Origin of the sequence: Cognatishimia sp. SS12, from assembly GCF_028369055.1 — a bacterium.
Classification (GTDB): Bacteria; Pseudomonadota; Alphaproteobacteria; order Rhodobacterales; family Rhodobacteraceae; genus Cognatishimia.
On record NZ_JAQNCZ010000003.1, the window covers coordinates 382469 to 403659 of the forward strand.

Below are 21191 nucleotides of genomic sequence, written 5' to 3' on the forward strand. Positions count from 1 at the left end.
AGCTCGCGTGCTCATAGTGGCCAGAGAAAGGGCCGCTGCCTGTTGGCAACGGCCCCGAACTCGAATTGCCGGATGCACTCATGACGTCAGACCGGCAGACCCACAACGAAGCGCGCACCGAGCGGATCAGAAGTAATGTCAGCCTCGGTCGGGCGAATGTTTTCGGCCCAGATGACCCCGCCGTGCGCTTCGACGATCTGTTTGGAAATCGCGAGACCCAAGCCGGAGTTGTTGCCAAAGTCATGCTCGGGGCGTTCGGAATAGAAGCGGTTAAAGATTTTGCCCAGAGCCTGATCCGGGATACCGGGGCCGGTGTCCTCTACCACAACCAAAACACGGTTCTGGCGCTTGCGCACCCAGACGCGAATGGCATCGCCGTCTTCGCAGAAGCTGACCGCGTTGGTGATCAGATTGACAAACACCTGTGCCAGGCGCGCTTCGAGCCCGGTGATCTCAATGGGTTTGCTGGGCAGATCGGTGATAAAGTCGATGCCCTTTACGCGCGCTTCCTCACCCAGATATTGCGTTAGGTTGCTGACCATGGAGAGCATGTCAAACTGCTCTTCCTCTTCTTTCACCAGTTCCGCATCCAGACGCGAAGCGTTGGAAATATCACTAACCAGACGATCAAGACGGCGCACGTCGTGATCAATCACATCCAGCAGTTTTTCGCGCTGATCTTCGCGCTTGACCATGCGGAGAGAGCCCACCGCCGAGCGCAGACTGGCCAGCGGGTTCTTGATCTCATGCGCCACGTCAGCGGCAAATTGTTCGTTGTTGTCGATCCGGTCATATAGCGCGCCGACCATGCCGCGCAAAGCGCTGCTGAGGCGGCCAATTTCATCCGGGCGCGCAGTCAGATCCGGAATGCGCACACGCCCCGGGTTGACCTGACGGGCGTCGCGATCGCGCCCAATTTCTGCCGCAGCGGCCAGATCACTCAGCGGGTTGGAAATGGTTGAGGCCAGCACAATGGACAGGCCGACCGAGACAACAATGGCAATCAAAAACATCTGCAAGATACGTTCGCGCTGCAAACGCACCATTTCGTCGATCTCACCCACGGCGCTGGTCAGCGTCACCACCCCCAGCGGGCGGCCGGCATGCTCCATCACCGCAGCGACGGCCAAGACGGTTTCCCCGTTTGAGGTGGTCAACTCAGCCACCTGCGCGCCGCCGTTCAGGGCGTCTTGCGAAAACCGGGCGATTTCTCCATTTAGAAAGGCCGCATTTTCAAGGCGCGTGTCCTCGCCGACAACATTGCGCCACAGCCAGCTCAGCGCGTCGGTCAACGGGGTGGCCCGCCCCTCTTGCGGGGCGCTTAACGCGCCGCTCTTTTCGGCAATTACTGCGCCGGAAAAATCGCTGATCTGGACGTTGATACCGCGCCGCAGCGGCAATTGATCAAGCGTGCGGCGCACATCAACCCCGTCGCCGGACACCAGGCTGACCGGCGCGCCCGCAGGCATTTGCACCGTCATCGCGCCGCCAATCAACTGGGCGTCGGCCATCAGGTTTTCGCTGCGCTGCTCGACAAAGTTGCTGCGCGCCGCGCTCAGATACAGAATACCGGCAACCAGAAAGCAGAGCGCGATCAGATTGAATGTGATGATTTTCCGGGTCAGAGGAGATCGGCTGAGAGGTGTCAGGCGACGCCGTTCGCGCCGACCGCGCATTTCACGCTCGACGGTCGATTCAGGGGCGACCCAATCGTCGCCCAATACCACATCACCTTCACGTCCCGCCGACATGCGCCCTGCACTTATCTGTTCAGCCAGTGCCATTATTCTTCGTTATACCGATAACCGATACCATAGAGCGTCTCAATCGCGGAAAATTCGCTGTCCGCTGTGCGCATCTTTTTGCGCAGACGCTTGATGTGGCTGTCGATGGTGCGGTCATCCACATAGACCTGATCGTCATATGCGACATCCATCAGCTGATCGCGTGATTTCACAAAACCTGGACGTTGCGCCAGAGCCTGCAGCAGCAAGAATTCGGTCACGGTCAATGTGACGTCCTTGCCTTTCCAGGTCACGGCGTGCCGCAATGGGTCCATCGACAGTTCGCCGCGCTCCATCACTTTGGTGTCTTCGGTCTCGCCATTCACGATGGTGCCATTCTGCGCCTCTTGGCGGCGCAAAAGGGCGCGGATACGTTCCACCAGCAGGCGCTGGCTAAAGGGTTTCTTGACGTAATCGTCCGCCCCCATCCGCAGGCCCAGCACCTCATCGATTTCATCATCTTTCGACGTGAGAAAGATCACGGGCATCGACGTTTTCTGGCGCAGACGCTGTAGCAGATCCATCCCGTCCATACGGGGCATCTTGATATCCAGCACGGCCATATCGGGAAGTTTGCGGTTAAACGCGTCCAGAGCTTGCTGACCGTCGTTGTAGGTTTCGACCTCGAAGCCTTCCGCCTCAAGAGTCATGGAAACCGACGTCAGGATATTCCTGTCGTCGTCCACAAGCGCAATCTTGGACATAGGAGTATTCCTTTTACTGCTCTATAATTATTTTTTGAGGCATTATGCGCCAAATTTTGCCGATCAATCAATCCCATTTGGCGAATCAGCACATGAGCGCACCCATTTTTTTCCAATTTCCTTAACCGTGCGCTAATTCCCGCCGACGCGGCAAGATTGTTTCAAAAAGTTTGCGATAACATATACTTGGTTGCGCTAACTTGCCTCCAGCCCTCTATTCAACTCCAGAAATCGCGTGTTAAGAGCGCCAATATCGGTCATGCTTCTTTGGCCGAATAATTCGGGCGAAACCCCGGATTTTGATCAAGGACCGCCGCACCAGCGCGGCTACAGGAGTTAGAATAATGACATTTGGACGGCTCAACCCGCAGTTCCGCCTCGAAGATCAAGGGATCGAAGGTCTGGGCAATGTCTATTACAACTACATGGAACCAGCGCTGGTTGAGACCGCGTTGAAAAATGGCGAAGGCACGCTGGGCAATGGCGGCGCGTTTCTGACGTCGACCGGCAAATACACAGGCCGGTCCCCCAAAGACAAATTCGTGGTCAAGACCGACAGCGTCAAAGACACGATCTGGTGGGAAGAAAACGCTGCAATGAGCCCTGCGCATTTTGATGCGCTCTATGCTGATTTCCTGTCCCATATGCAGGACAAGGACTACCATGTTCAGGATCTGGTCGGCGGCGCGGACCCGCGCCATTCGATCAATGTGCGCATGGTCACGGAATTGGCCTGGCACGGGCTGTTCATCCGCACGATGCTGCGTCGCCCGGATCGCGAAGATCTGGATGATTTCACCGCTGATTACACCGTCATCAACTGCCCAAGCTTTGTGGCCGACCCAAAGAAACACGGCTGCCGTTCTGAGGTGGTGATTGCGCTGAACTTTGATCGCAAGCTGATCTTGATCGGTGGCACCGAATACGCGGGCGAGAACAAGAAATCGGTGTTCACACTGCTGAACTACCTGTTGCCGGAAAAGGGCATCATGCCGATGCACTGTTCGGCCAACCACGCCAAAGGCAACCCGGTGGATACTGCGGTCTTCTTTGGCCTGTCCGGCACCGGCAAAACCACATTGTCCGCCGACCCTGATCGCGTTCTGATCGGTGATGACGAACACGGCTGGTCCGATCAGGGCACCTTCAACTTTGAAGGCGGCTGCTATGCAAAGACGATCAATCTGGACCCGGAAGCCGAACCAGAGATTTACGCAACCACCACAAAATTTGGCACCGTAATCGAAAACATGGTTTTCGACCCGGACACCAAAGAACTGGATTTTGCAGACGACAGCCTCGCGGCCAACATGCGGTGTGCCTATCCGCTGCACTACATCTCCAACGCCTCGCAGAGCTCAATCGGCGGCCATCCCAAAAACATCATCATGCTGACATGTGATGCCTTTGGCGTTCTGCCTCCAATCGCGCGTCTGACCCCGGCGCAGGCGATGTATCACTTCCTGTCCGGCTTCACAGCCAAAGTGGCCGGAACCGAGCGCGGCGTTACCGAGCCACAGCCAACCTTCTCCACCTGCTTTGGCGCGCCTTTCATGCCGCGTCGCCCAGAGGTCTATGGCAACCTGCTGCGTGAGAAGATTGCTAAGCATGGGGCCACCTGCTGGCTGGTGAACACCGGCTGGACGGGCGGCGCTTATGGCACCGGCTCGCGCATGCCGATCCGCGCAACCCGCGCCCTGCTGACCGCAGCGCTCGAAGGATCGCTGGTCTCTGCCGAGTTCCGCAAGGATCCAAACTTTGGCTTTGAGGTTCCCGTTTCGGTGCCTGGCGTCGCCGAAGTCCTGCTGGACCCACGCCGCACCTGGGACGACAAAGCCGCCTATGATGCGCAGGCCACCAAGCTGGTTCAGATGTTCTCAGACAATTTTGAGCCCTATCTGCCCTATATCGATGCCGACGTGAAATCCGTCGCGATCGGGTAAGGCGACCCGCAAACCAAGCTGAAAGCCCCGAGATTTCTCTCGGGGCTTTTTCGTTCAGAGCGTAAGCTCAGCAGAAATACATTCGTGATCTGACAGAGGAACATCCTCTGGATCCAGCGCGGCGATCAGCCGGCCCTGCCCGGCGCTAAAGCCACGCTGACAGAACCAATCCAATTTCATGCGCCGTGAATCATGCGGCGTGATGAGGCTGGCGCGCGTTGTCACCCCTTCCGGCGTCAGCCCCCAGTCAAACCCCCGCGCCTCAGCCAGCGCAAACAGGGTTTCCTGACGATGGTCAAAATCGGGCGGCAGATGATTGCCCGTGTTCAAATCGCCGCCAATCAGTGTCGGCAAGCCAGGGGCGAAGTGATCAACCGCATCTAGAATACGCGCAAATTGCTGGTGGCGATGTGCTGCATCTGCGTTGCTTTCCAAATGGGTTGAGACAACGCAAACCGGGCCTTCTTCGGACAAAATCGTTGCCGCGATGGCCATGCGCTCGCCGACGCGCGGCTGCGTATCCGCCCCCGGATTGGTCGTTGTGCAGAACCAATGGCCACGTTCATCCAGCCTGATCTGGGTCACATCGATGAAAGGCGCAGAGGACAGGATCGCATTGCCATGGAACCCAAGCGCGTTGGCATCATCGCTGCAAAATTCCAGCTCTTTGCCAGACCCCAGACCCATTTCATAAAATTCGACCCCATAGGCATATGTCATGCCAAGCGCCTGCGCCATCTCGGCGGTGTTGTGCCGCTGGCCGGTGCGCGCCATGCCGGCGTCCACCTCGCTGAGCAACACGACATCGGGCCGCAAATCCGCAAGCAGGTCTGCGGATTTTTCCGGGAATAGGCACCGCTCGATATTCCAGGCCGCCGCCGTGAAACGCTTTGGCAATACATCGCGACTTGGCGTGCCGGACACCTCCACGGCGGTCATTGCGGGCAGGCTGGCCATGAGCGCGCGATGCGCCTCCTCGGTGCGCGGCGCAGCCGTTATACGCGCCGCCTCCGCCGCGCTGACGGCCGGAAGCTGGTTGAGAACAAGGGTCATATCAAATCCGCGCGCCCACGCCGTCAGCAAAGAGGTGGACGGTTTCCGGCCGCACCAAAAGCTGATTGCGCCCTGTGGTGGCGGGGTTGTCCTTGGGCACCGAGACGGTGAAAGGCTGCGCAGCGACTTGGCCGTGCAGCAAACGGTTTGCGCCCAATTCTTCGACGATCTGAACGTCAAATGGAATGCCGCCCTCTGCCACCAAGGCGACGTCCTCTGGACGCAACCCGAATGTCACTTTGCGGCCCGCTGCAAGATCGGCACCAGCGGCGACCTGGATATCCTGCCCCAAAGAAACCGCGCCGTTTTCGGCGGCCGTCGCGGCGAGCAAATTCATCGGGGGTGCCCCCATAAAACTGGCGACAAAGGTCGATGCCGGGCGGTGATAGATTTCGGCGGGCGTGCCGATCTGTTCAATGCGCCCCCCGTTCAGGACCACAATGCGATCCGCCATGGTCATCGCCTCGACCTGATCGTGGGTCACATAGACTGACGTCACCCCCAGTTCGCGCTGCAGGCGACGAATTTCAATCCGCATCTGGCCACGCAGCTTGGCGTCAAGGTTGGACAGCGGTTCGTCAAACAAAAAGAGCTTAGGGTTGCGCACAATGGCCCGCCCCATTGCCACACGCTGGCGCTGACCGCCGGACAATTGACTGGGCTTGCGGTCCAGCATTTCCGTCAGGTTCAGAACCTGTGCGGCGCGCGCCACCAGTTTTTCGATCTCGGCCTTGCTGATTTTGCGGTTTTTCAGCCCATAGGCCATGTTTTTGGCCACGGACATATGCGGATAGAGCGCATAGTTCTGGAACACCATGGCGATATCGCGGTCTGCGGGGTCGATGGTGTTGACCACCTGCCCGTCGATGGACAACGTCCCTTCGGAGATGTCCTCAAGCCCAGCGATCATGCGCAGCAAAGTGGATTTGCCGCAACCGGAGGGGCCAACCAACACGATAAATTCGCCATCACGGATCGTGAAATCAGCGCCATGCACGGCTTGAAACCCATTGGGATAGGTCTTTTTGAGATTGTTCAGAATGACACTCGCCATTGTCTGGTTTCCTTATTTGTCGGAATCGGTGAGGCCCTTGACGAACCAGCTTTGGAAGAACACCACGATGGCCACAGGAGGCAGCACCGCAATGATCGCCAAAAGGTTCGCGCGACCGTATTCGGGAAGATTGGTGCCCTCGAGCACCTGCGTGATCTGTTTGATGCCCCGCACCAGCGTGAACATGCCTTCATCCGTGGTGATCATCGTCGGCCAGAGATACTGGTTCCAGCCATAGACAAACATGATGATAAACATGGCCGCGATCATGGTCCGGCTGAGCGGCACAAGAATGTCGATGAAAAACTTCAGCGGGCCAGCCCCGTCAATGCGCGCCGCTTCCACCAATTCCTCGGGCACAGAGCGGAAGAACTGTCGAAAAAAGAAAGTGGCAGTGGCGGAGGCAATCAGCGGCACGATCAGGCCGGTGTAAGTGTTCATGAGCCCCAAGCCCTGGATCACTTCGTAGGAGGGCAGAATGCGCACCTCAAGCGGCAGCAACAGGGTGGTGAAGATCACCCAAAAGGCAAAGAGTGCAAAGCGCAGGCGGAAATAGACCAGCGCATAGGCGGCCATCATGCCAAGCACGATTTTGCCCACCGCAAAGCCAACACCCAGGATCATGGAGTTTTTCAGCATCACTAGGCCAGAATTGGCATCGGTAAAGCCGCTGGTTTCAAACATTGCTTTCGTGAAATTGTCATCCAGCTGATCGCCGATGCGCAGCTGCAACCCGTGCTTTACGATTTCGGCATCTGGCAACGACGCGGTTGTGAATACCAGCACCAGCGGCATCAGCATGAACAGCGCACCCACAATCAGCACTGCGTGATCAGTGATCACACGCCAGCGCAACAGGGGTGCTTTGGGCTGCACAAGAGTTGGGGTCTCGGTCAATGTGTCAGTCATCATCGTGCCCTCAAGTATAGTGAATGCGCCGCTCAACAAGGCGGAACTGAAAGACGGTGAGAGCCAGAACCAGCACCATCAGGATAACGGATTGCGCAGAGGAGCCGCCCAGATCATTGCCGCGGAAACCATCAACATAGACCTTGTAAACAAGGTTCATCGGGTTGTTGCCCGGCTCACCTTTGACCAGCGTGTCTATCACACCGAAAGTATCAAACAGCGCGTAGGTGATATTGGTGATCAGCAGAAAGAACCCGGTCGGCGCAAGCAGTGGAAAAGTGACATCCCAGAACCGGCCCGACGCCGAACGATTGTCAATCAGCGCGGCTTCGCGCACCGCAACGGGGATGGAATGCAGCCCAGACAGGAAAAAAATGAAATTCACCGGCACTTGTTTCCACACCGAAACCGTGACCATGGCAAAGGCCGTATCCGAATAGACCACGCCGAGTTTGAAATCCCAGCCCAGCGATTGGAAAAATGCGGTCAGCGGGCCGGTTGATTGATCAAACATCAAGATCCCGATGAAACCGGCCACCGGGGGCGCGACGGCATAGACCCACATCAAAAGTGTGCGGTAGGTCTTGGCCCCGCGAATGACATTGTCAGCTTTCACCGCCAACAACAAAGCGAGCCCAAGCGACAGGAAGGTCACAAGCAGCGTAAAGACGACCGTAAAACCCGCGACTTTCAGGTATTCCTTGTTGCCCAGCAGGTCAGCGTAATTCTCAAGCCCCACAAACGTCGAGCCGAACCCGAAAGGGTCCTGCAAGAAAAATGACGATTGGATCGCATGCGCCGCGGGCCAATAGAAAAATACGGCAATAATGGTCAACTGCGGCACCAATAAAAGAATGGGCAACCACGGGTTGGCAAATCCAGCGCGTTTCATAATCTCTCCAATTCATAAGAACCGGCGACCCGCTGCTTGCGCAGCGAGCCGCCGATCAGGAGTTAAGCGATTAACCTTGGGTTTTTGCGAAGCGGGCCAGCAGTTTGTTGGCTTCGGCTTCGATATTGGCAAAGCCGTCTTCGACAGTGGTTTCACCGGTCAGGATGCGGCCGTACTCACGGTTCATCACGTCGCGGATCTGCACGTAAAAGCCCATGCGGTAGCCTTTGGTGAACTCACCCGCTGGCAGGGACAGCTGCTGAATGCCAACTTCGGCGGCTGGGAAGCGGTCATAGTGACCGTCCTTTTGCGCCAATTCATAGGCCGCTTCGGTGATCGGCACATAACCTGTTTTCTGGTGCCAGAAATACTGGGTGTCTGCAGATGTCAGGAACTTGAAGAATTCGGCAGTTGCCTTGTTCTCTTCAGCAGATTTACCGGCCATTGCGAACAGGGCTGCGCCGCCGATGAAAGTTTGCTTTGGCTCAGCAGTGACAGCTTCCCAATATGGCAGCTTGGCTGCGGAGAAAGGGAAATCCACTTTGGCCTGCAGACCACCAAATGAGCCGGAAGAGCCGAGCCACATGGCCACTTCACCGTTTTCAAATGGGGTTGCATTGTCGCCCCAGCCGGTGCCGTACCATTCGAACAGGCCTGCTTCTTTCCAGTCAACCAGCGCTTGGAAGTGCGCTTTGATCGCTGGGTGGTTCACCTTGATTTCTGTCGCTGGCGCGTCGTAGCCATTGTTGTTGTTGGCGAATTCAAGGTTGTGGCGGGAGAAGAAGTTCTCGGTAAAGATCCAAGGCAGGTGAGACTGCGACATTGGGATGTAGCCGGCTTCTTTCAGCGCTGGCGCGGTCACGGTCTGGAATTCTTCCCAGGTGACAGGCGCGGTCACGCCCGCTTTGGCCAGAGCGTCTTCGTTGAAATACATGATAGGCGTGGAAGAGTTGAACGGCATGCCGATCATCTTGCCATCTTTGTCCGCGTAGAAGTAACGCACGCCAGCAATGTAATCGTTGATGTCAAACGCAACGTCGTTGTTGGCCAGCAGATCTTGGACCGGAACGGCCGCGCCTTTTGCGCCGATGACTGTGGCGGCACCTGCGTCAAAAACTTGCAGGATGTTGGGTTGCTCGCCTGCGCGGAACGCTGCGATGCCGGCGGTCAGGGCTTCTTCGTAGGTGCCCTTGAAGATCGGGGTGATCTTATAGTCGTCTTGCGATGCGTTGAAGTCTGTTGCGATCTGCTCAACCGTCTCGCCGAGCGCGCCACCCATCGCGTGCCACCACGTGATTTCGGTTTCAGCAAATGCAGGCGCGGTCAGGCCGAGAACGGCTGCGGTCGCCAATACAGTATTGATTTTCATGAGTCTCTCCGAATGTCAGAAACGGTGCTATGCACCTTGTATGCACACGTGTTCACATAAGGATCGCCTGTTACAGGATTATGACCCTTCATGAATGTTATGTGACATCTTTACCTGACCGAACGAGTGTGCATGTTAAGGCGCATGAAGCACAATGAAGACGCCGTTGCCCCGAACCGCCCGCGCCGCGTGACCGCCACCGATGTGGCCAAGGCAGCGGGTGTTTCGCGATCCGCGGTGTCGCGCGCCTTTACTCAAGGGGCCTATCTGGACCAGGAAAAAAAGGAGCGCATCCTCGCTTGCGCCCAGGAGCTTGGCTATCACCCGAATGCATTTGCGGCGGGGCTTCAGACCACGCAATCCAACATCGTGGCTGTGATTACCGGTGAAATGCGCAGCCAATATGATCATGAATTGGTGGACCATCTGCTCAAAGGGCTACTCGCGATTGGCAAATGGCCCATGGTTCTAAGTGGCCGAGAGCTGGCAAGTGCTCCGAATCTGCAGGGGATTTTCGGGTTTCCCGTTGATGCGATGATCGTGCGCGGCGGCAGCGTCGACCCTTTTGTCACCAACGCCTGCGCCAAACTGCAGATCCCGCTGATTATCTCAGGTTGCATCGTAAAGGCACCGCTGGTTGACAGTGTGTCGTGCCGCAATTTTGACGGCATGTTTGCCTTGGCCAAATTGCTTGCCGCCAGCGGGCGGCGCAGGATCGGCTTTATTGACGGGGTGCCCAACCGCGCCTCCAAGGCAGAGCGCCCCGCCGGGGCCAAGGCCGGCCTCGCTGAACATGGGCTCAGTTTTGTTGCCACCATCACGTCCGATTACAGTTATCACGGCGGGCTTCAGGCGGCGCAGACCCTGCTGGCCGAGCATGATTTGGATGCGATCATGTGCGCCAATGATGAAACCGCCATCGGTGCCATCACCGCGGTTCAGGACGTGCTGGGCAAGCGCGTGCCCGAGGATGTCGCAATCACCGGCTTTGACAATTTGAAAATGGCAGCTTGGCCCAATTTCAACCTGACCACGGTGCAGAACCCAATTCGCGACACGGTGGCGCAAATTTTGCGCCTGCTGCAAGAACGCCTCGCAAACCCGGCCAAGCCGGGTGAAACTGTCCTGACAGACGCGCCGGTTGTGGCGCGCGGCACACATTAGCTATGCGCGCGATCCAGAAACTTGCGGCAGAATAAATCTGTCGCCGCATGTAGGCATAGGGTGAGCACGGCGAGCACAATCAAACTGGCAAACATCAGGTCAATCTTGGCCCGCCCATTGGCCAGTAGCATCAGGTATCCAAGACCTTTGCTGGCCCCAACCCATTCGCCGATGATCGCCCCGATGGGCGCATAGACCGCCGCCAGGCGCAGGCCCGATGCAAACCCCGGCAGCGCCGCTGGCACCCGGATGCGCCACATGATCCGATGCTTGCTGGCCCCCATCACCCGCGCAAGGCCCAACCAATCAGGATTGGTCCGCATCAGCGCATCAAAAAACGAGGATGTGACCGGGAAATAGATGATGATCAGCGCCATGGCGACCTTGGACCAAAGCCCATAGCCCAGCCAAAGCGTCAAGATCGGCGCAAGGGCAAAGACAGGCACCGCCTGACTGAACACCAACATCGGTCTGACCAGCGCCCGCGCCATCGGCGATGCCGCCAGCCCGATCGCCGACAGCCCACCCAGCACCGCGCCCAGAAAGAGGCCAACAAGCACCTCGGCCATTGTCACCAATGCATTCTCAAACAGGGTGACGCGGCTCTTCCAAAGCGTCTCGGCCACAAGGCCGGGGCCGGGCAAAATAAACTTGGGCAGATCGCCAAGCCAGACAATCAGCTGCCATAGGGCGATGCCCAAAAGGGCCGACGCCAATCCTGCCCGCCATCCTGTCATCGCGCGACGCCAAAGCCTTCCCAAGCGGCGTCAAAAAACGCACGCTCCCGACGCACCGCTTCGACAAAGAAATCCTGCACCATGTCGCGCTGCAAGTGATCGAGTGTTTCCCACGTCTGATCGAGCTGGCCGCGCAAATAGGCCACAACCCCTTCAAACCCCGCACCGCTGTGCAATGTGATCCATTCGCCAAGCCAGAAGGGCAGCGCCTCCGCCTGATCCGCGTGGGGCGTCGCCCATTCCAGATATACCCATTCAGCCACACAGAGCACGGCCAACATCAGTTCATATCGCCCCGACAGCCGCGCCTCTTCCATCAACATCTTGAAATTGCGCGTGGCTTGCGCGGGCGCGGCCTCGCCGGGGATATCGAGCGCTTCAAAGCTGCGCTGAAAATAGGTGTTCTCCGGCCCGGTGACGACAGCCAGAAATTGCGCTGCGGGCACAGAATCTGCCAGCGTCGGCGCATGAGCAATCGTTGTGGCCAAGAGGCGCACGAACTCGTCAATGAAGAGGTAATCCTGCTGAAGATAGCCTGCCATTTTCTCGGCAGGCAAGGTGCCTGCAGCAAGGGCGTCGGTGAACGGGTGCGAGGTTGCCATCGTCCAATCTGCGATGGCCAGGGATTGTAAATGATCGGTCGCGCGCATCAGGCGTCCTCCCGCAGTTTGGCCAACAATCTGGCCTGAATTTCCAATACATCAGGCGCATCCACAGCACGCGGCACATCCCCAATAGGGGCCGGCACGTCTTCGATGCCCTGATCCGTCATGATCTTAATAAAATGTCCGAGGCGCGCGGCTTCGGCCGGTTCATGTGTAATCAATAAGACCGTTCGACCAGCCAGAACCTCTGCTGTCAACTCCTGCATCCGCGCCCGGTTCTTGGCATCCAGCGCTGAAAAAGGTTCGTCCAGCAGCACAATCGGGCGATCCTCCATCAAGGTGCGCGCCAGCGCAGCGCGCTGCCGTTGCCCACCGGACAAGGCATCAGGCATGCTTTGGGCTTTTTCAGCCAATCCAACGCGCGCCAGCACATCGCTGACTTTCGCGGCATCACTGGCCTCCCCCCGCAGCTTGGCGCCAAGGGCGACATTCTGCGCCACACTGAGCCAGGGCAACAGCAGATCGCTCTGCGCCATCATGGCAACCCGCCCGGCAAGGTCATCAGAATCCGCCGCGCCAATCTCACCGACAAAATCGACGTGATCCGCCAGACCGGCAAAAAGCTTCAGCACAGTGGATTTACCCACCCCGCTGGAGCCGAGCAAACACGTCCATCGCCCGGCGGGCACCTGTAAATCAAGCGCACCAAAAACAGGTGTGCCATCAATCGCAGCGCGCCCACGCAGAAAAAGCGATGGTGCCGTGCTCATGGGCGCAACCCCATATCCCAGAACCCCACTTCAAGCCGCGTCGCGACCTTGAAGCGCGCGCACAGCTGCGCCCAGCGCGGGCTCGCTTCCGGGTCATCCCCCAGGCGGCGCGCCATAGCATCATCCAGCAATGTGCCGACATCGCGGCAAACCGCTTGATATTCATCGCCGCCGTAGGTGTTGATCCAATCCGCATAGGTCGCATCCGGGGTTTCGGCACGCAGCCGCGCCCCGATTTCGCCATAGCCCAAGACGCAGGGCGCAAGCGCCACAAGCAGATCCAGAAAATCGCCCGAATGGCCTGCGTCCAGCACGTACCGTGTGTAGGCAAGATTTTCGGTGCGCTCCTCGGCGGCAAACAACGCCGCTTCGGAAATGCCAGCCTCTGCGCAGATGGAAATATGCAATTTCAGCTCTTCGTCGATCAGCGCATGCACTGTGGCGGCGCATTGGCGCATTTCGGCAACCGTGTCGGCCTTGGTCACGGCCAGCGCCCAGGCGCGGGAAAAATGGATCAGAAAGAGATAATCCTGCACCAGATAGTGCAGAAACGCCCCCTTGGGCAGGGAGCCATCTTTCAGGCCGCGCACAAAATCATGATCGACATAGGCAGGCCAATACTGGCCTGCCGCTGCGCGCATCAGGGGAAAGACGCGCCCATAGCTCATTGTGCGCCCAGATCGATGGCCAGTTCGGACACAGGGCGCGTGCCCTCCACCAGATTGGCATCTGCCAGGAATTGCTCAAACCGCACATAGCGCCCTTCGTCCAAGGCCTCGGGGCGCAGGGCAAAGCGCGGCAAGGTGTCTGCCCATGCCATTTCGTTCAGCTCATCCTGCAGCTCTGCTGAGGTGCCGGCAAAGATTTCCCAGCTTTCCTGCGGGTGGTTGACGATGAATTGGGTGGCCAGTTCTGTCGCGCGCAGGAAGCGACGCAGCTTGCCGGCATCCATGCTGTTTTTGTTGGCGACATAGATCAGCTCATCATAGGTCGGCACGCCTTCCTCTTCGATGTAGAAACACTTGCCGTCCACACCTTCGATCTGCATCTGGTTCAGCTCAAAGTTCCGGTATGCTCCCAGCACCGCATCCACCTGACCGGACATCAGCGACGGCGACAGCGACCAGTTCACATTGACCAGCTCGATATCGTCCATGCCCAGACCATGGGTGTTCAGGATGGTGCCCAGCAGCGCCTCTTCCACGCCCGCCACCGAATAGCCAACTTTGCCGCCCTTGAGGTCCGCAATGGTTTTGATCGGGCCATCTTCCAGCACCAGCAGACAGTTCAGCGGTGTGGACACCAGCGTACCAACACGTACCAGCGGCAGACCTTCGGCCACTTGCAGGTGCAGTTGGGGCTGATAGGAAATCGCCAGCTCGGCCTGACCCGCAGCCACCAGTTTTGGGGGATCAGACGGATCTGCCGGGGCGACAATTTCAACCTCAAGATCCTGATCGGCAAAAAAGCCCTTCTCTTGCGCCACGATGATCGGGCCATGATCGGGGTTGATGAACCAATCCAGCAGCACGGTCATCTTGTCCGCCGCAAAAGCGGGTGTTGCGGACATGAACGCCGCAGCCATCAAAAATTTCTTCATTATATCTTCTCCTGTTCACGCATCCTGATCGCCAAGGGCGAGCAGGGCAATTTCTCCATCCCAGACAGCAGACAGCCGTTCGGCGGCCTGCCATGCGCGCAGGCCGGACCGACAGGCCAGCACCGCACGTTGCGCATGGCCCGGCAAAGGGCCCTCTGCGCCAAACTCTTCAACTTTGTGACGCGCGGCCCCGGCGAGCGCCGGTCCGGCTTCGTCAGCAGCGCGCAGATCCACGATAAAATCGCCCGCACGCAGCGCCTCTGGCGCGATGAACCGCGGGCCGCCACTTGGCTCGGGGGCGCGGTCAAACCGAAACCCGCCGAACCGCAGGCTGCGCGCATCAAAACTCACCAATTGCCCAAGGGGCGAAGGGTGCTGCGCGGTCAAAACCGCAATGGCCATTTGCGCCTGCAAGCTGCCGATCACGCCAACGGAGGGGCCAAGCACCCCATCCGCATCGCAGCTGCCAAGGCGGTCCGGCAAATCCGGGAACACCGCCCGCAGGCTCGGGTGCCCGCCGCAAAATCCGCCACAATAGCCCTCGGTCCCAACGACCGAGGCGCTGATCAGTGGCAGCGCCGCGCCGAGGCAATGATCGCTGGCCACATAGCTGGCGGCAAAACTGTCGGCGCAATCCAACACAAGAGACATCCCGGAACAAAGCGCCGCAGCTGTCGCCGGATCAAAGCGAGAGACATGCGCCTCGATCTCGCAGTCCTCATTCAGCGCCGCCATGTGACGCGCCGCCGCTTTGGCCTTGGCCTGGCCAATATCTTCGGCACGAAACAATGTCTGCCGGTGCAGATTGCTCAGCTCTACCTGATCCGGGTCCACCAACCGGATAAAGCCGACCCCGGCACCCACCAGATATTGCAGGACCGGCGCGGCCAGACCGCCTGCGCCAATCACCAGCACCCGCGCTGAGCGCAAGGCGGCCTGCCCTGTTGGCCCAAAGCCGGGCACAGCGATCTGGCGGCTATACCGGCTCACGCGGTGGCCTCCAGCCAAGCGCGCACACGCGCTTCGGGATCATCGTTGAGCGTGATATCCGTGACAGCGGCAACGCTATCGGCCCCGGCGTCAAAAGCCCCCTGCGCGCGCTCAACCGACATGCCGCCAATAGCCACCAACGGGGTCGCGCCGATTTTGGCTTTCCACTCGGTGAGTTTCTCCACCCCCTGCTGGTGCCATTTCATCTTTTTCAGGATGGTTGGGTACACCGGACCCAGCGCCACATAATCCGGCGCAAGCGCCATGGCGCGTTCAAGTTCAGCATGATCATGGGTTGATATCCCCAACTTAAGACCCGCCGCCTTGATCGCAGCGACGTCTGCCGTGTCGAGATCCTCTTGCCCAAGGTGCACCCAGTCGCAGCCCAAATCGATGGCGAGCTGCCAATAGTCGTTGACCACCAGTTCGGCCCCGTGGTCCCGGCAAAGCGCCTGCCCTTCGATCAACATCTCGCGCACGCGCGGCATTGGTTGATCCTTGATGCGTAGCTGCACCAGTTTGACGCCCAGCGGCAAAGTGCGGCGCAGCCATTCAACAGAATCAAAGACCGGATAAAAACGATGCAGGCTCATTCCAAAAATGCCTTTCCCAGAACCGGGGTTGAGGGCGCGGCCATATCGCGTGGCTCCATTGGGTCCGCCGCATGAGCCATTGCGCCCGCGTCAACGGCCTTGGCAAAAGCTTCCGCCATAGCAGCCGGATCACCGGCCTTTGCAACCGCTGTGTTCAGCAGGACAGCGTCAAAGCCCATTTCCATCGCCTGAGCGGCCTGGCTTGGCACGCCAAGCCCTGCATCCACGACCAGCGGCACATCCGGAAAATGCGCGCGCAGGCTGCGCAGCCCGTAAACGTTATTCAACCCCAATCCTGTGCCAATGGGTGCCCCCCATGGCATCAGAACCTCACAGCCCGTGTTCAAGAGCTTGTCGCACAACACGAGATCTTCGGTGCAATAGGGAAAGACCTGAAAGCCATCTTCACTCAGGATGCGCGCCGCCTCGGCCAGACCAAAGATATCCGGCTGCAAGGTATCCGCATGGCCGATCACCTCAAGCTTGATCCAGGGCGTGTCAAACAGCTCGCGTGCCATATGTGCGGTTGTCACCGCTTCGCGCACCGAATGACAGCCTGCGGTGTTGGGCAGCAAGGCAACGTTTAGCTCTTTGATCAGCTCCCAAAAGGCTTGCCCGGCCTGATCCTCGCCCGCCTCACGGCGCACCGAAACCGTGGCAATCCCCGCGCCGGAGCGTTTGAAAGCCTCGGCCAGAACGGCAGGAGAGGGATATTGCGCCGTGCCCAGCATCATGCGCGAGGCGATTTCAGTTCCATAAAACATCGGCATGATCAGCCCCCCTGCCGCGGCGCGACGATTTCGACCCGATCACCGTCGCGCAGTTCATGCGTGCTGCGCAGCCCGGCGGGTACGAAATCTTCGTTGACCGCCGTCGCCACTTTGGTGCCGCCATGCCCCAGCTCTGTCAAAGCCTCCGCCAGCGTTGTGGCGGCGACCTCTTTGGCCGCGCCATTAATGATGAGTTTCATGCCAAACCTCCGGTTTCTTCCCGTCCATCAGCCAATCCGCAACCATGCGCGCCATGGCCGGAGCCAAAAGGTATCCATGCCGGAACAGCCCGTTCACATAAATGCGCCCGTCTTTGCCGCCTGAGATTCGTGGCAAGTTGTCAGGAAAGGCCGGGCGCGCATCCACGCCGATTTCCAGCAGCTCTGCCTCGCCAAAGGCCGGATGCAGCGCATAGGCCGCATTCAACAGTTCCATCACCGAGCGCACTGTGGCGCGGCGGCGTTCCCCGCTTTCGATCTGGGTCGCGCCCAGCATGAAAACACCATCACCGCGCGGCACGATATAGAGCGGAAAGCGCGGATGCAGCAGCCGCACGGGGCGCGACAAGCTCACGTCCGGTGCACGCAAGATGACCATTTCGCCTTTAACACCGCGCAACTCAGGCAAGGCATCGCGGGCCGCCAGGCCCCGACAATCAACGACTTGCCCGCTGGGGGCGCCGTCCGTGCCAAAGCTCACGCCGCGCGCGGCAAGCCTGTCGTGCAACGCCAAGATCGTCTCGCGCGGATTGATATGCGCCTCTTTTCCCATGTGCAGCGCGCGGTCGAACCGTTCGCCCAGGTCAGGCTCCAGTGCCGACAATGCCGCTTGATCCAGCGCCGTGTGATTTTCCGTGCGACGGGCAAAGCGATCCAGCTCGCGTCGATCCCGGCCAAGTGCCACCACCAAGGAGCCGCGATACTGGACCTCCGCGCCCTGCGCCTGCCACCAGCCAGCGGCCTCGCGGCCAAGCCTCACCACCTGTTCCTCGGCAACCTCGCCTTCGCAATCTGCCGCCAGCATCCCGCCGGCCCACCACGAACAGCCATGCGCACCTGGGGGGCCATTGGGATCAATTACCTGCACCGCAGCACCACGCGCCGAAAGCTCTGCCGCAACGGCGAGCCCCACTACACCCGCGCCAAGTACCGTGACCGTCAGGCTCATGTCCAAACCTCGTGAAAATGATGCACCGGCCCGTGGCCTGAGCCGATATCAATCTCATCCGCCGCAGAAATCGCCTGATGCAGCCAGCTGTGCGCACGTGCCATGGCCTCTGGCAGGTCCTGCCCGCGCGCCAGCCCGGCCGCGAGCGCCGATGACAACGTGCATCCGGTGCCATGGGTGTTGCGCGTCTGAATGCGCGGCGCCTCATATGGGGTGACAGCCTCGCTGGTCACAAGCCAATCGCGGCAGATATCGCATTCGGCGTGGCCACCTTTCATAACGACAGCTTGAGCGCCAAGCGCGAGGATTTTCTGCCCCTGCGCGATCATCTCATCATCGCTTTGCGCCACCGGCATCTGCAACATGCGTGCCGCTTCCGGCAGGTTGGGCGTTACCACCCTTGCCATCGGCACCAATTTGGTGATCAGCGCCTGCACGGCGTCATCCGGCAAAAGCGCCACCCCGGATTTGGACAGCATCACCGGGTCAATGACGATCGGGCCAGGAAACCCGCCCAGCGCCTCTGCCACAGTGTCGATAAGGTCGGGCGCACCCAACATGCCGATTTTGATTGCATCCACCTTAATGTCGCTGAGAACCGCAGCAATCTGGGCCGCCACCATTGCGTTCGATACAGCTTCGACCGCAGTGACGTTCTGCGTGTTCTGCGCAGTAATGGCGGTAATAGCCGATGTCCCAAAAACACCCAATGCCGAGAAGGTCTTGAGATCGGCCTGAATGCCCGCACCGCCACCGCTGTCAGACCCAGCGATTGTCATTGCAACATGTGCCATAGCGCACCCCTCACGTCGGTTTCATGGTCTGCAGGCGGGGGGGCAACATCTGCGGGCTGGCGCAGCGTAAGTTCCGTTCCCTCCGCCGGTACTGACCGGATCAGGTTCGATGGGTTGGCAAAGGCCTCTCAGCTGTCAGACAGCACCCCAACGGATGCAATGTGCCTATCAATTCGGCACCCGTGACGCAACAACACATTCAGGCTGGCCTGAAGTTCGGCAAAAAAGTGGAGTCACACCCCGGCTGGCTATGCGGGGCTGCGCGAATATGTCATCAAACTGTCACGGCCCGTCGTCATTACCCCGGGGGACAGCAAGAGCAGCATTCTATGACCGAATTTCAAAGATACGCCGTCTATTACACGCCGCGCCCCGGCCCTTTCGCTGATTTTGGCGCGCGCTGGCTCGGATGGGACATTGCCACGGGCACAACGCGGGGGCAGACCGAGCTGCCGTGCGACGACATCGCGATTGAGAATATCACAAGGACACCGCGCAAATACGGGTTTCACGGCACATTGAAACCGCCATTTCGCTTGAAAGAAGGTCAAAGCATCAATGGCCTGCGCGCTGCCATTGCCCGCCTGTGTGCCGCGCAGAACGCGGTGCGTTGCGCGGGTCTGGAACTTAATCAGATTGCCTCGTTTCTGGCCCTCACCCCGGTGGGCGATACCCGCGCACTGGCCGAATTGGCGGCTGCAATCGTGCAAGAGCTTGACCCGTTTCGTGCGCCCGCCTCAGAGGCCGAATTGGCGAAGCGTCGCAAAGCAGGGCTCACTGCGCGGCAGGACGAGAATCTGCTGGCCTGGGGCTACCCCTATGTTCTGGAAGAGTTTCGCTTTCACCTGACCCTGACCGGATCGCTCAAGCGCGCTTGGGACACGCCGGTCAAAGCGCATTTGACCGAGATGCTTTCGCAGGTGCCCCTTGCTCCTTTTGAGGTACCTGATCTCACCCTTGTCGGCGAGGCCTATGACGGGCGCTTTCATGAAATCGAACGGTTTGCGCTCGCCGTGAAATAATTGGCCAAAAGCGCCCTTAAGGGGCATTTCTGTCACCTGCCATTCACATTGACCGCCTAAAAGGCCCATAAAATGTGAGAGCAGCCCGATGTCCTATCCTTTGCCACCCCTGCGCCTGACGGGCGCAACCATTCTGCGCGACGGTGTGTTGCAACAACGCTCTGTTGCGATTGCGCGCGGCACGATCACCAAAGGGCCGCTGCCGGCGGTTGACCTCAGCGGCTACTATATCCTGCCCGGGATCATCGACCTGCATGGCGACGCCTTTGAGCGTCATATCGCCCCGCGCCCAACTGCGCCCTTTCCCATGGCGACGGGCCTGCGCGCGACCGATATGGATGCCGCTTCCAATGGGGTGACAACCGCCTATCTTGCGCAAGGCTGGAGTTGGGAAGGCGGCAGTCGCGCCCCTGATGGGGCCGAAAGTTTTCTTCAGGCACTCGCGGCCTATCGCGCGCAGATGCAGGTGGACCTTCGGACGCAATTGCGCTGTGAAACCCATACTGTAGACAGCAAGGATCGTCTGCTGGAGGTTGTCGCGCGCTATGGCGTGGATTTCGTCGTCTTTAACAATCACCTCGACGAGTATCTGGATCTGGCCGACAACCGCCCCGACGAGTTGGCACATTGGGCGCGTAAATTCGGGCGCACAGCGGATGAACAGCTGGCTTTGGTGCGCCGGGTGCAGGCGGTCTCACGCGAGGTGCCGCGCTTTCTCTGCAATCTGGCTGAACGATTTGACGACATGGGCGTGATCTATGGCAGCCACGACGATCCCGATGGTGACACGCGCGAGACCTATTCGCTGATCGGTGCGAAAATATGCGAGTTCCCAACCGCGCGCGCGCCCGCAGCCTTGGCCAAGGCGGTGGGTGATCCGGTGCTGATGGGGGCGCCGAATGTGGTGCGCGGTGGCAGCCAGTCCGGCGGTATTTCGGCCATGTCACTGATCAAATCCGGCCTGTGCGACGCGCTGGTGTCGGATTACTATTATCCATCTTTGGCGCAGGCCGCCTTCCGACTGGTCAGCGAAGATGTTCTGCCTTTGCCAGAAGCCTGGGCCATGATCTCAACGCGCCCCGCCCAGATCATGCGCCTGCATGACCGCGGTGTGATCGATTATGGCAAGCGCGCCGACCTTGCGATTGTCAACGCAGATACCAAAGCGATCGAAGCGACTATTTCTGCCGGGCGCATCGTGCACCTGACCGGCGAAGCGGCCAATCGCTTCCTGTCCAAAGAGACCGACATGCCGCTTGCGGCGGAGTAAA

At 59.2% G+C, this 21191-nt stretch carries 22 protein-coding genes and 1 riboswitch; of the genes, 4 read left to right on the plus strand and 18 right to left on the minus strand.

Annotated features, from left to right (window positions below; genetic code table 11):
* Window positions 1-86: 86 nt before the first annotated feature.
* Window positions 87-1784 (minus strand): sensor histidine kinase, encoded by a 1698-nt coding sequence (locus N6L24_RS09025; protein WP_271844341.1) that lies wholly within the window; start codon window positions 1782-1784, stop codon window positions 87-89.
* Window positions 1784-2488 carry a response regulator transcription factor gene (locus N6L24_RS09030; protein ID WP_271844342.1) on the minus strand — a complete coding sequence of 235 codons (705 nt, stop codon included), beginning with the start codon at window positions 2486-2488 and terminating at the stop codon, window positions 1784-1786. The genes N6L24_RS09025 and N6L24_RS09030 overlap by 1 nt, the downstream gene beginning before the upstream one ends.
* A gap of 344 nt (window positions 2489-2832) precedes the next feature.
* Between N6L24_RS09030 and N6L24_RS09035 the strand changes: the two genes are divergently transcribed.
* Window positions 2833-4431, plus strand: coding sequence for a phosphoenolpyruvate carboxykinase (locus tag N6L24_RS09035; protein WP_271844343.1), 1599 nt, complete (start codon window positions 2833-2835; stop codon window positions 4429-4431).
* A gap of 54 nt (window positions 4432-4485) precedes the next feature.
* Here the strand turns inward: N6L24_RS09035 and N6L24_RS09040 are convergent, their stop codons facing one another.
* The 5 genes from N6L24_RS09040 to N6L24_RS09060 form a co-directional block, all read right to left on the minus strand.
* The gene (locus N6L24_RS09040; RefSeq protein ID WP_271844344.1) at window positions 4486-5484 is read right to left on the minus strand and encodes an endonuclease/exonuclease/phosphatase family protein; all 999 of its coding nucleotides are present in this window, start codon (window positions 5482-5484) and stop codon (window positions 4486-4488) included.
* 1 nt (window position 5485) lies between these two features.
* A complete protein-coding gene (locus N6L24_RS09045; protein ID WP_271844345.1) occupies window positions 5486-6538 on the minus strand; it encodes a sn-glycerol-3-phosphate import ATP-binding protein UgpC in 1053 nt (350 codons plus the stop codon).
* A gap of 12 nt (window positions 6539-6550) precedes the next feature.
* Entirely contained in the window at window positions 6551-7447 is an 897-nt protein-coding gene (locus tag N6L24_RS09050; protein WP_442872591.1) for an ABC transporter permease subunit, read from the minus strand.
* A gap of 10 nt (window positions 7448-7457) precedes the next feature.
* Window positions 7458-8339, minus strand: coding sequence for an ABC transporter permease subunit (locus N6L24_RS09055; protein WP_271844346.1), 882 nt, complete (start codon window positions 8337-8339; stop codon window positions 7458-7460).
* A gap of 70 nt (window positions 8340-8409) precedes the next feature.
* A complete protein-coding gene (locus tag N6L24_RS09060) occupies window positions 8410-9708 on the minus strand; it encodes an extracellular solute-binding protein (RefSeq protein ID WP_271844347.1) in 1299 nt (432 codons plus the stop codon).
* A 144-nt stretch (window positions 9709-9852) separates the two neighbouring features.
* Between N6L24_RS09060 and N6L24_RS09065 the strand changes: the two genes are divergently transcribed.
* Window positions 9853-10872: a LacI family DNA-binding transcriptional regulator gene (locus N6L24_RS09065; protein WP_271844348.1), complete on the plus strand. Its 1020-nt coding sequence runs from the start codon at window positions 9853-9855 to the stop codon at window positions 10870-10872.
* On the opposite strand, the gene N6L24_RS09070 is transcribed toward N6L24_RS09065, so the two are convergent.
* From N6L24_RS09070 to thiD, 11 genes are read right to left on the minus strand one after another with little or no spacing between them, the layout of a single operon-like run.
* The gene (locus N6L24_RS09070; RefSeq protein ID WP_271844349.1) at window positions 10869-11609 is read right to left on the minus strand and encodes an ABC transporter permease; all 741 of its coding nucleotides are present in this window, start codon (window positions 11607-11609) and stop codon (window positions 10869-10871) included. The genes N6L24_RS09065 and N6L24_RS09070 overlap by 4 nt on opposite strands.
* Window positions 11606-12259: a TenA family protein gene (locus tag N6L24_RS09075; protein ID WP_271844350.1), complete on the minus strand. Its 654-nt coding sequence runs from the start codon at window positions 12257-12259 to the stop codon at window positions 11606-11608. The genes N6L24_RS09070 and N6L24_RS09075 overlap by 4 nt, the downstream gene beginning before the upstream one ends.
* Complete coding sequence (locus N6L24_RS09080; protein ID WP_271844351.1) at window positions 12259-12984, minus strand: ABC transporter ATP-binding protein; 726 nt, start codon at window positions 12982-12984, stop codon at window positions 12259-12261. Before N6L24_RS09080 ends, N6L24_RS09075 begins: the two co-directional genes overlap by 1 nt.
* Window positions 12981-13652: a TenA family protein gene (locus N6L24_RS09085; RefSeq protein WP_271844352.1), complete on the minus strand. Its 672-nt coding sequence runs from the start codon at window positions 13650-13652 to the stop codon at window positions 12981-12983. Before N6L24_RS09085 ends, N6L24_RS09080 begins: the two co-directional genes overlap by 4 nt.
* A complete protein-coding gene (locus tag N6L24_RS09090) occupies window positions 13649-14584 on the minus strand; it encodes an ABC transporter substrate-binding protein (protein ID WP_271844353.1) in 936 nt (311 codons plus the stop codon). Before N6L24_RS09090 ends, N6L24_RS09085 begins: the two co-directional genes overlap by 4 nt.
* A 15-nt stretch (window positions 14585-14599) precedes the next feature.
* Entirely contained in the window at window positions 14600-15574 is a 975-nt protein-coding gene (locus N6L24_RS09095) for a HesA/MoeB/ThiF family protein (RefSeq protein ID WP_271844354.1), read from the minus strand.
* Window positions 15571-16167: a thiamine phosphate synthase gene (locus N6L24_RS09100; RefSeq protein WP_271844355.1), complete on the minus strand. Its 597-nt coding sequence runs from the start codon at window positions 16165-16167 to the stop codon at window positions 15571-15573. The genes N6L24_RS09095 and N6L24_RS09100 overlap by 4 nt, the downstream gene beginning before the upstream one ends.
* Window positions 16164-16937: a thiazole synthase gene (locus N6L24_RS09105; RefSeq protein WP_271844356.1), complete on the minus strand. Its 774-nt coding sequence runs from the start codon at window positions 16935-16937 to the stop codon at window positions 16164-16166. Before N6L24_RS09105 ends, N6L24_RS09100 begins: the two co-directional genes overlap by 4 nt.
* A 2-nt stretch (window positions 16938-16939) precedes the next feature.
* A complete protein-coding gene (gene thiS / locus N6L24_RS09110) occupies window positions 16940-17137 on the minus strand; it encodes a sulfur carrier protein ThiS (RefSeq protein WP_271844357.1) in 198 nt (65 codons plus the stop codon).
* On the minus strand, window positions 17121-18104 hold the full coding sequence (thiO, locus tag N6L24_RS09115; RefSeq protein ID WP_271844358.1) for a glycine oxidase ThiO: 984 nt from the start codon (window positions 18102-18104) through the stop codon (window positions 17121-17123). Before thiO ends, thiS begins: the two co-directional genes overlap by 17 nt.
* On the minus strand, window positions 18101-18898 hold the full coding sequence (thiD, locus tag N6L24_RS09120) for a bifunctional hydroxymethylpyrimidine kinase/phosphomethylpyrimidine kinase (RefSeq protein ID WP_271844359.1): 798 nt from the start codon (window positions 18896-18898) through the stop codon (window positions 18101-18103). Before thiD ends, thiO begins: the two co-directional genes overlap by 4 nt.
* 60 nt (window positions 18899-18958) lie before the next feature.
* Window positions 18959-19058: riboswitch (TPP riboswitch) on the minus strand.
* Window positions 19059-19227: 169 nt separating this feature from the next.
* On the opposite strand from thiD, the gene N6L24_RS09125 reads away from it, so the two are divergent.
* A complete protein-coding gene (locus N6L24_RS09125; RefSeq protein WP_271844360.1) occupies window positions 19228-19920 on the plus strand; it encodes a DUF1045 domain-containing protein in 693 nt (230 codons plus the stop codon).
* An 88-nt stretch (window positions 19921-20008) separates the two neighbouring features.
* Complete coding sequence (locus N6L24_RS09130) at window positions 20009-21190, plus strand: alpha-D-ribose 1-methylphosphonate 5-triphosphate diphosphatase (RefSeq protein ID WP_271844361.1); 1182 nt, start codon at window positions 20009-20011, stop codon at window positions 21188-21190.
* The last annotated feature ends 1 nt before the right edge of the window (window position 21191 follow it).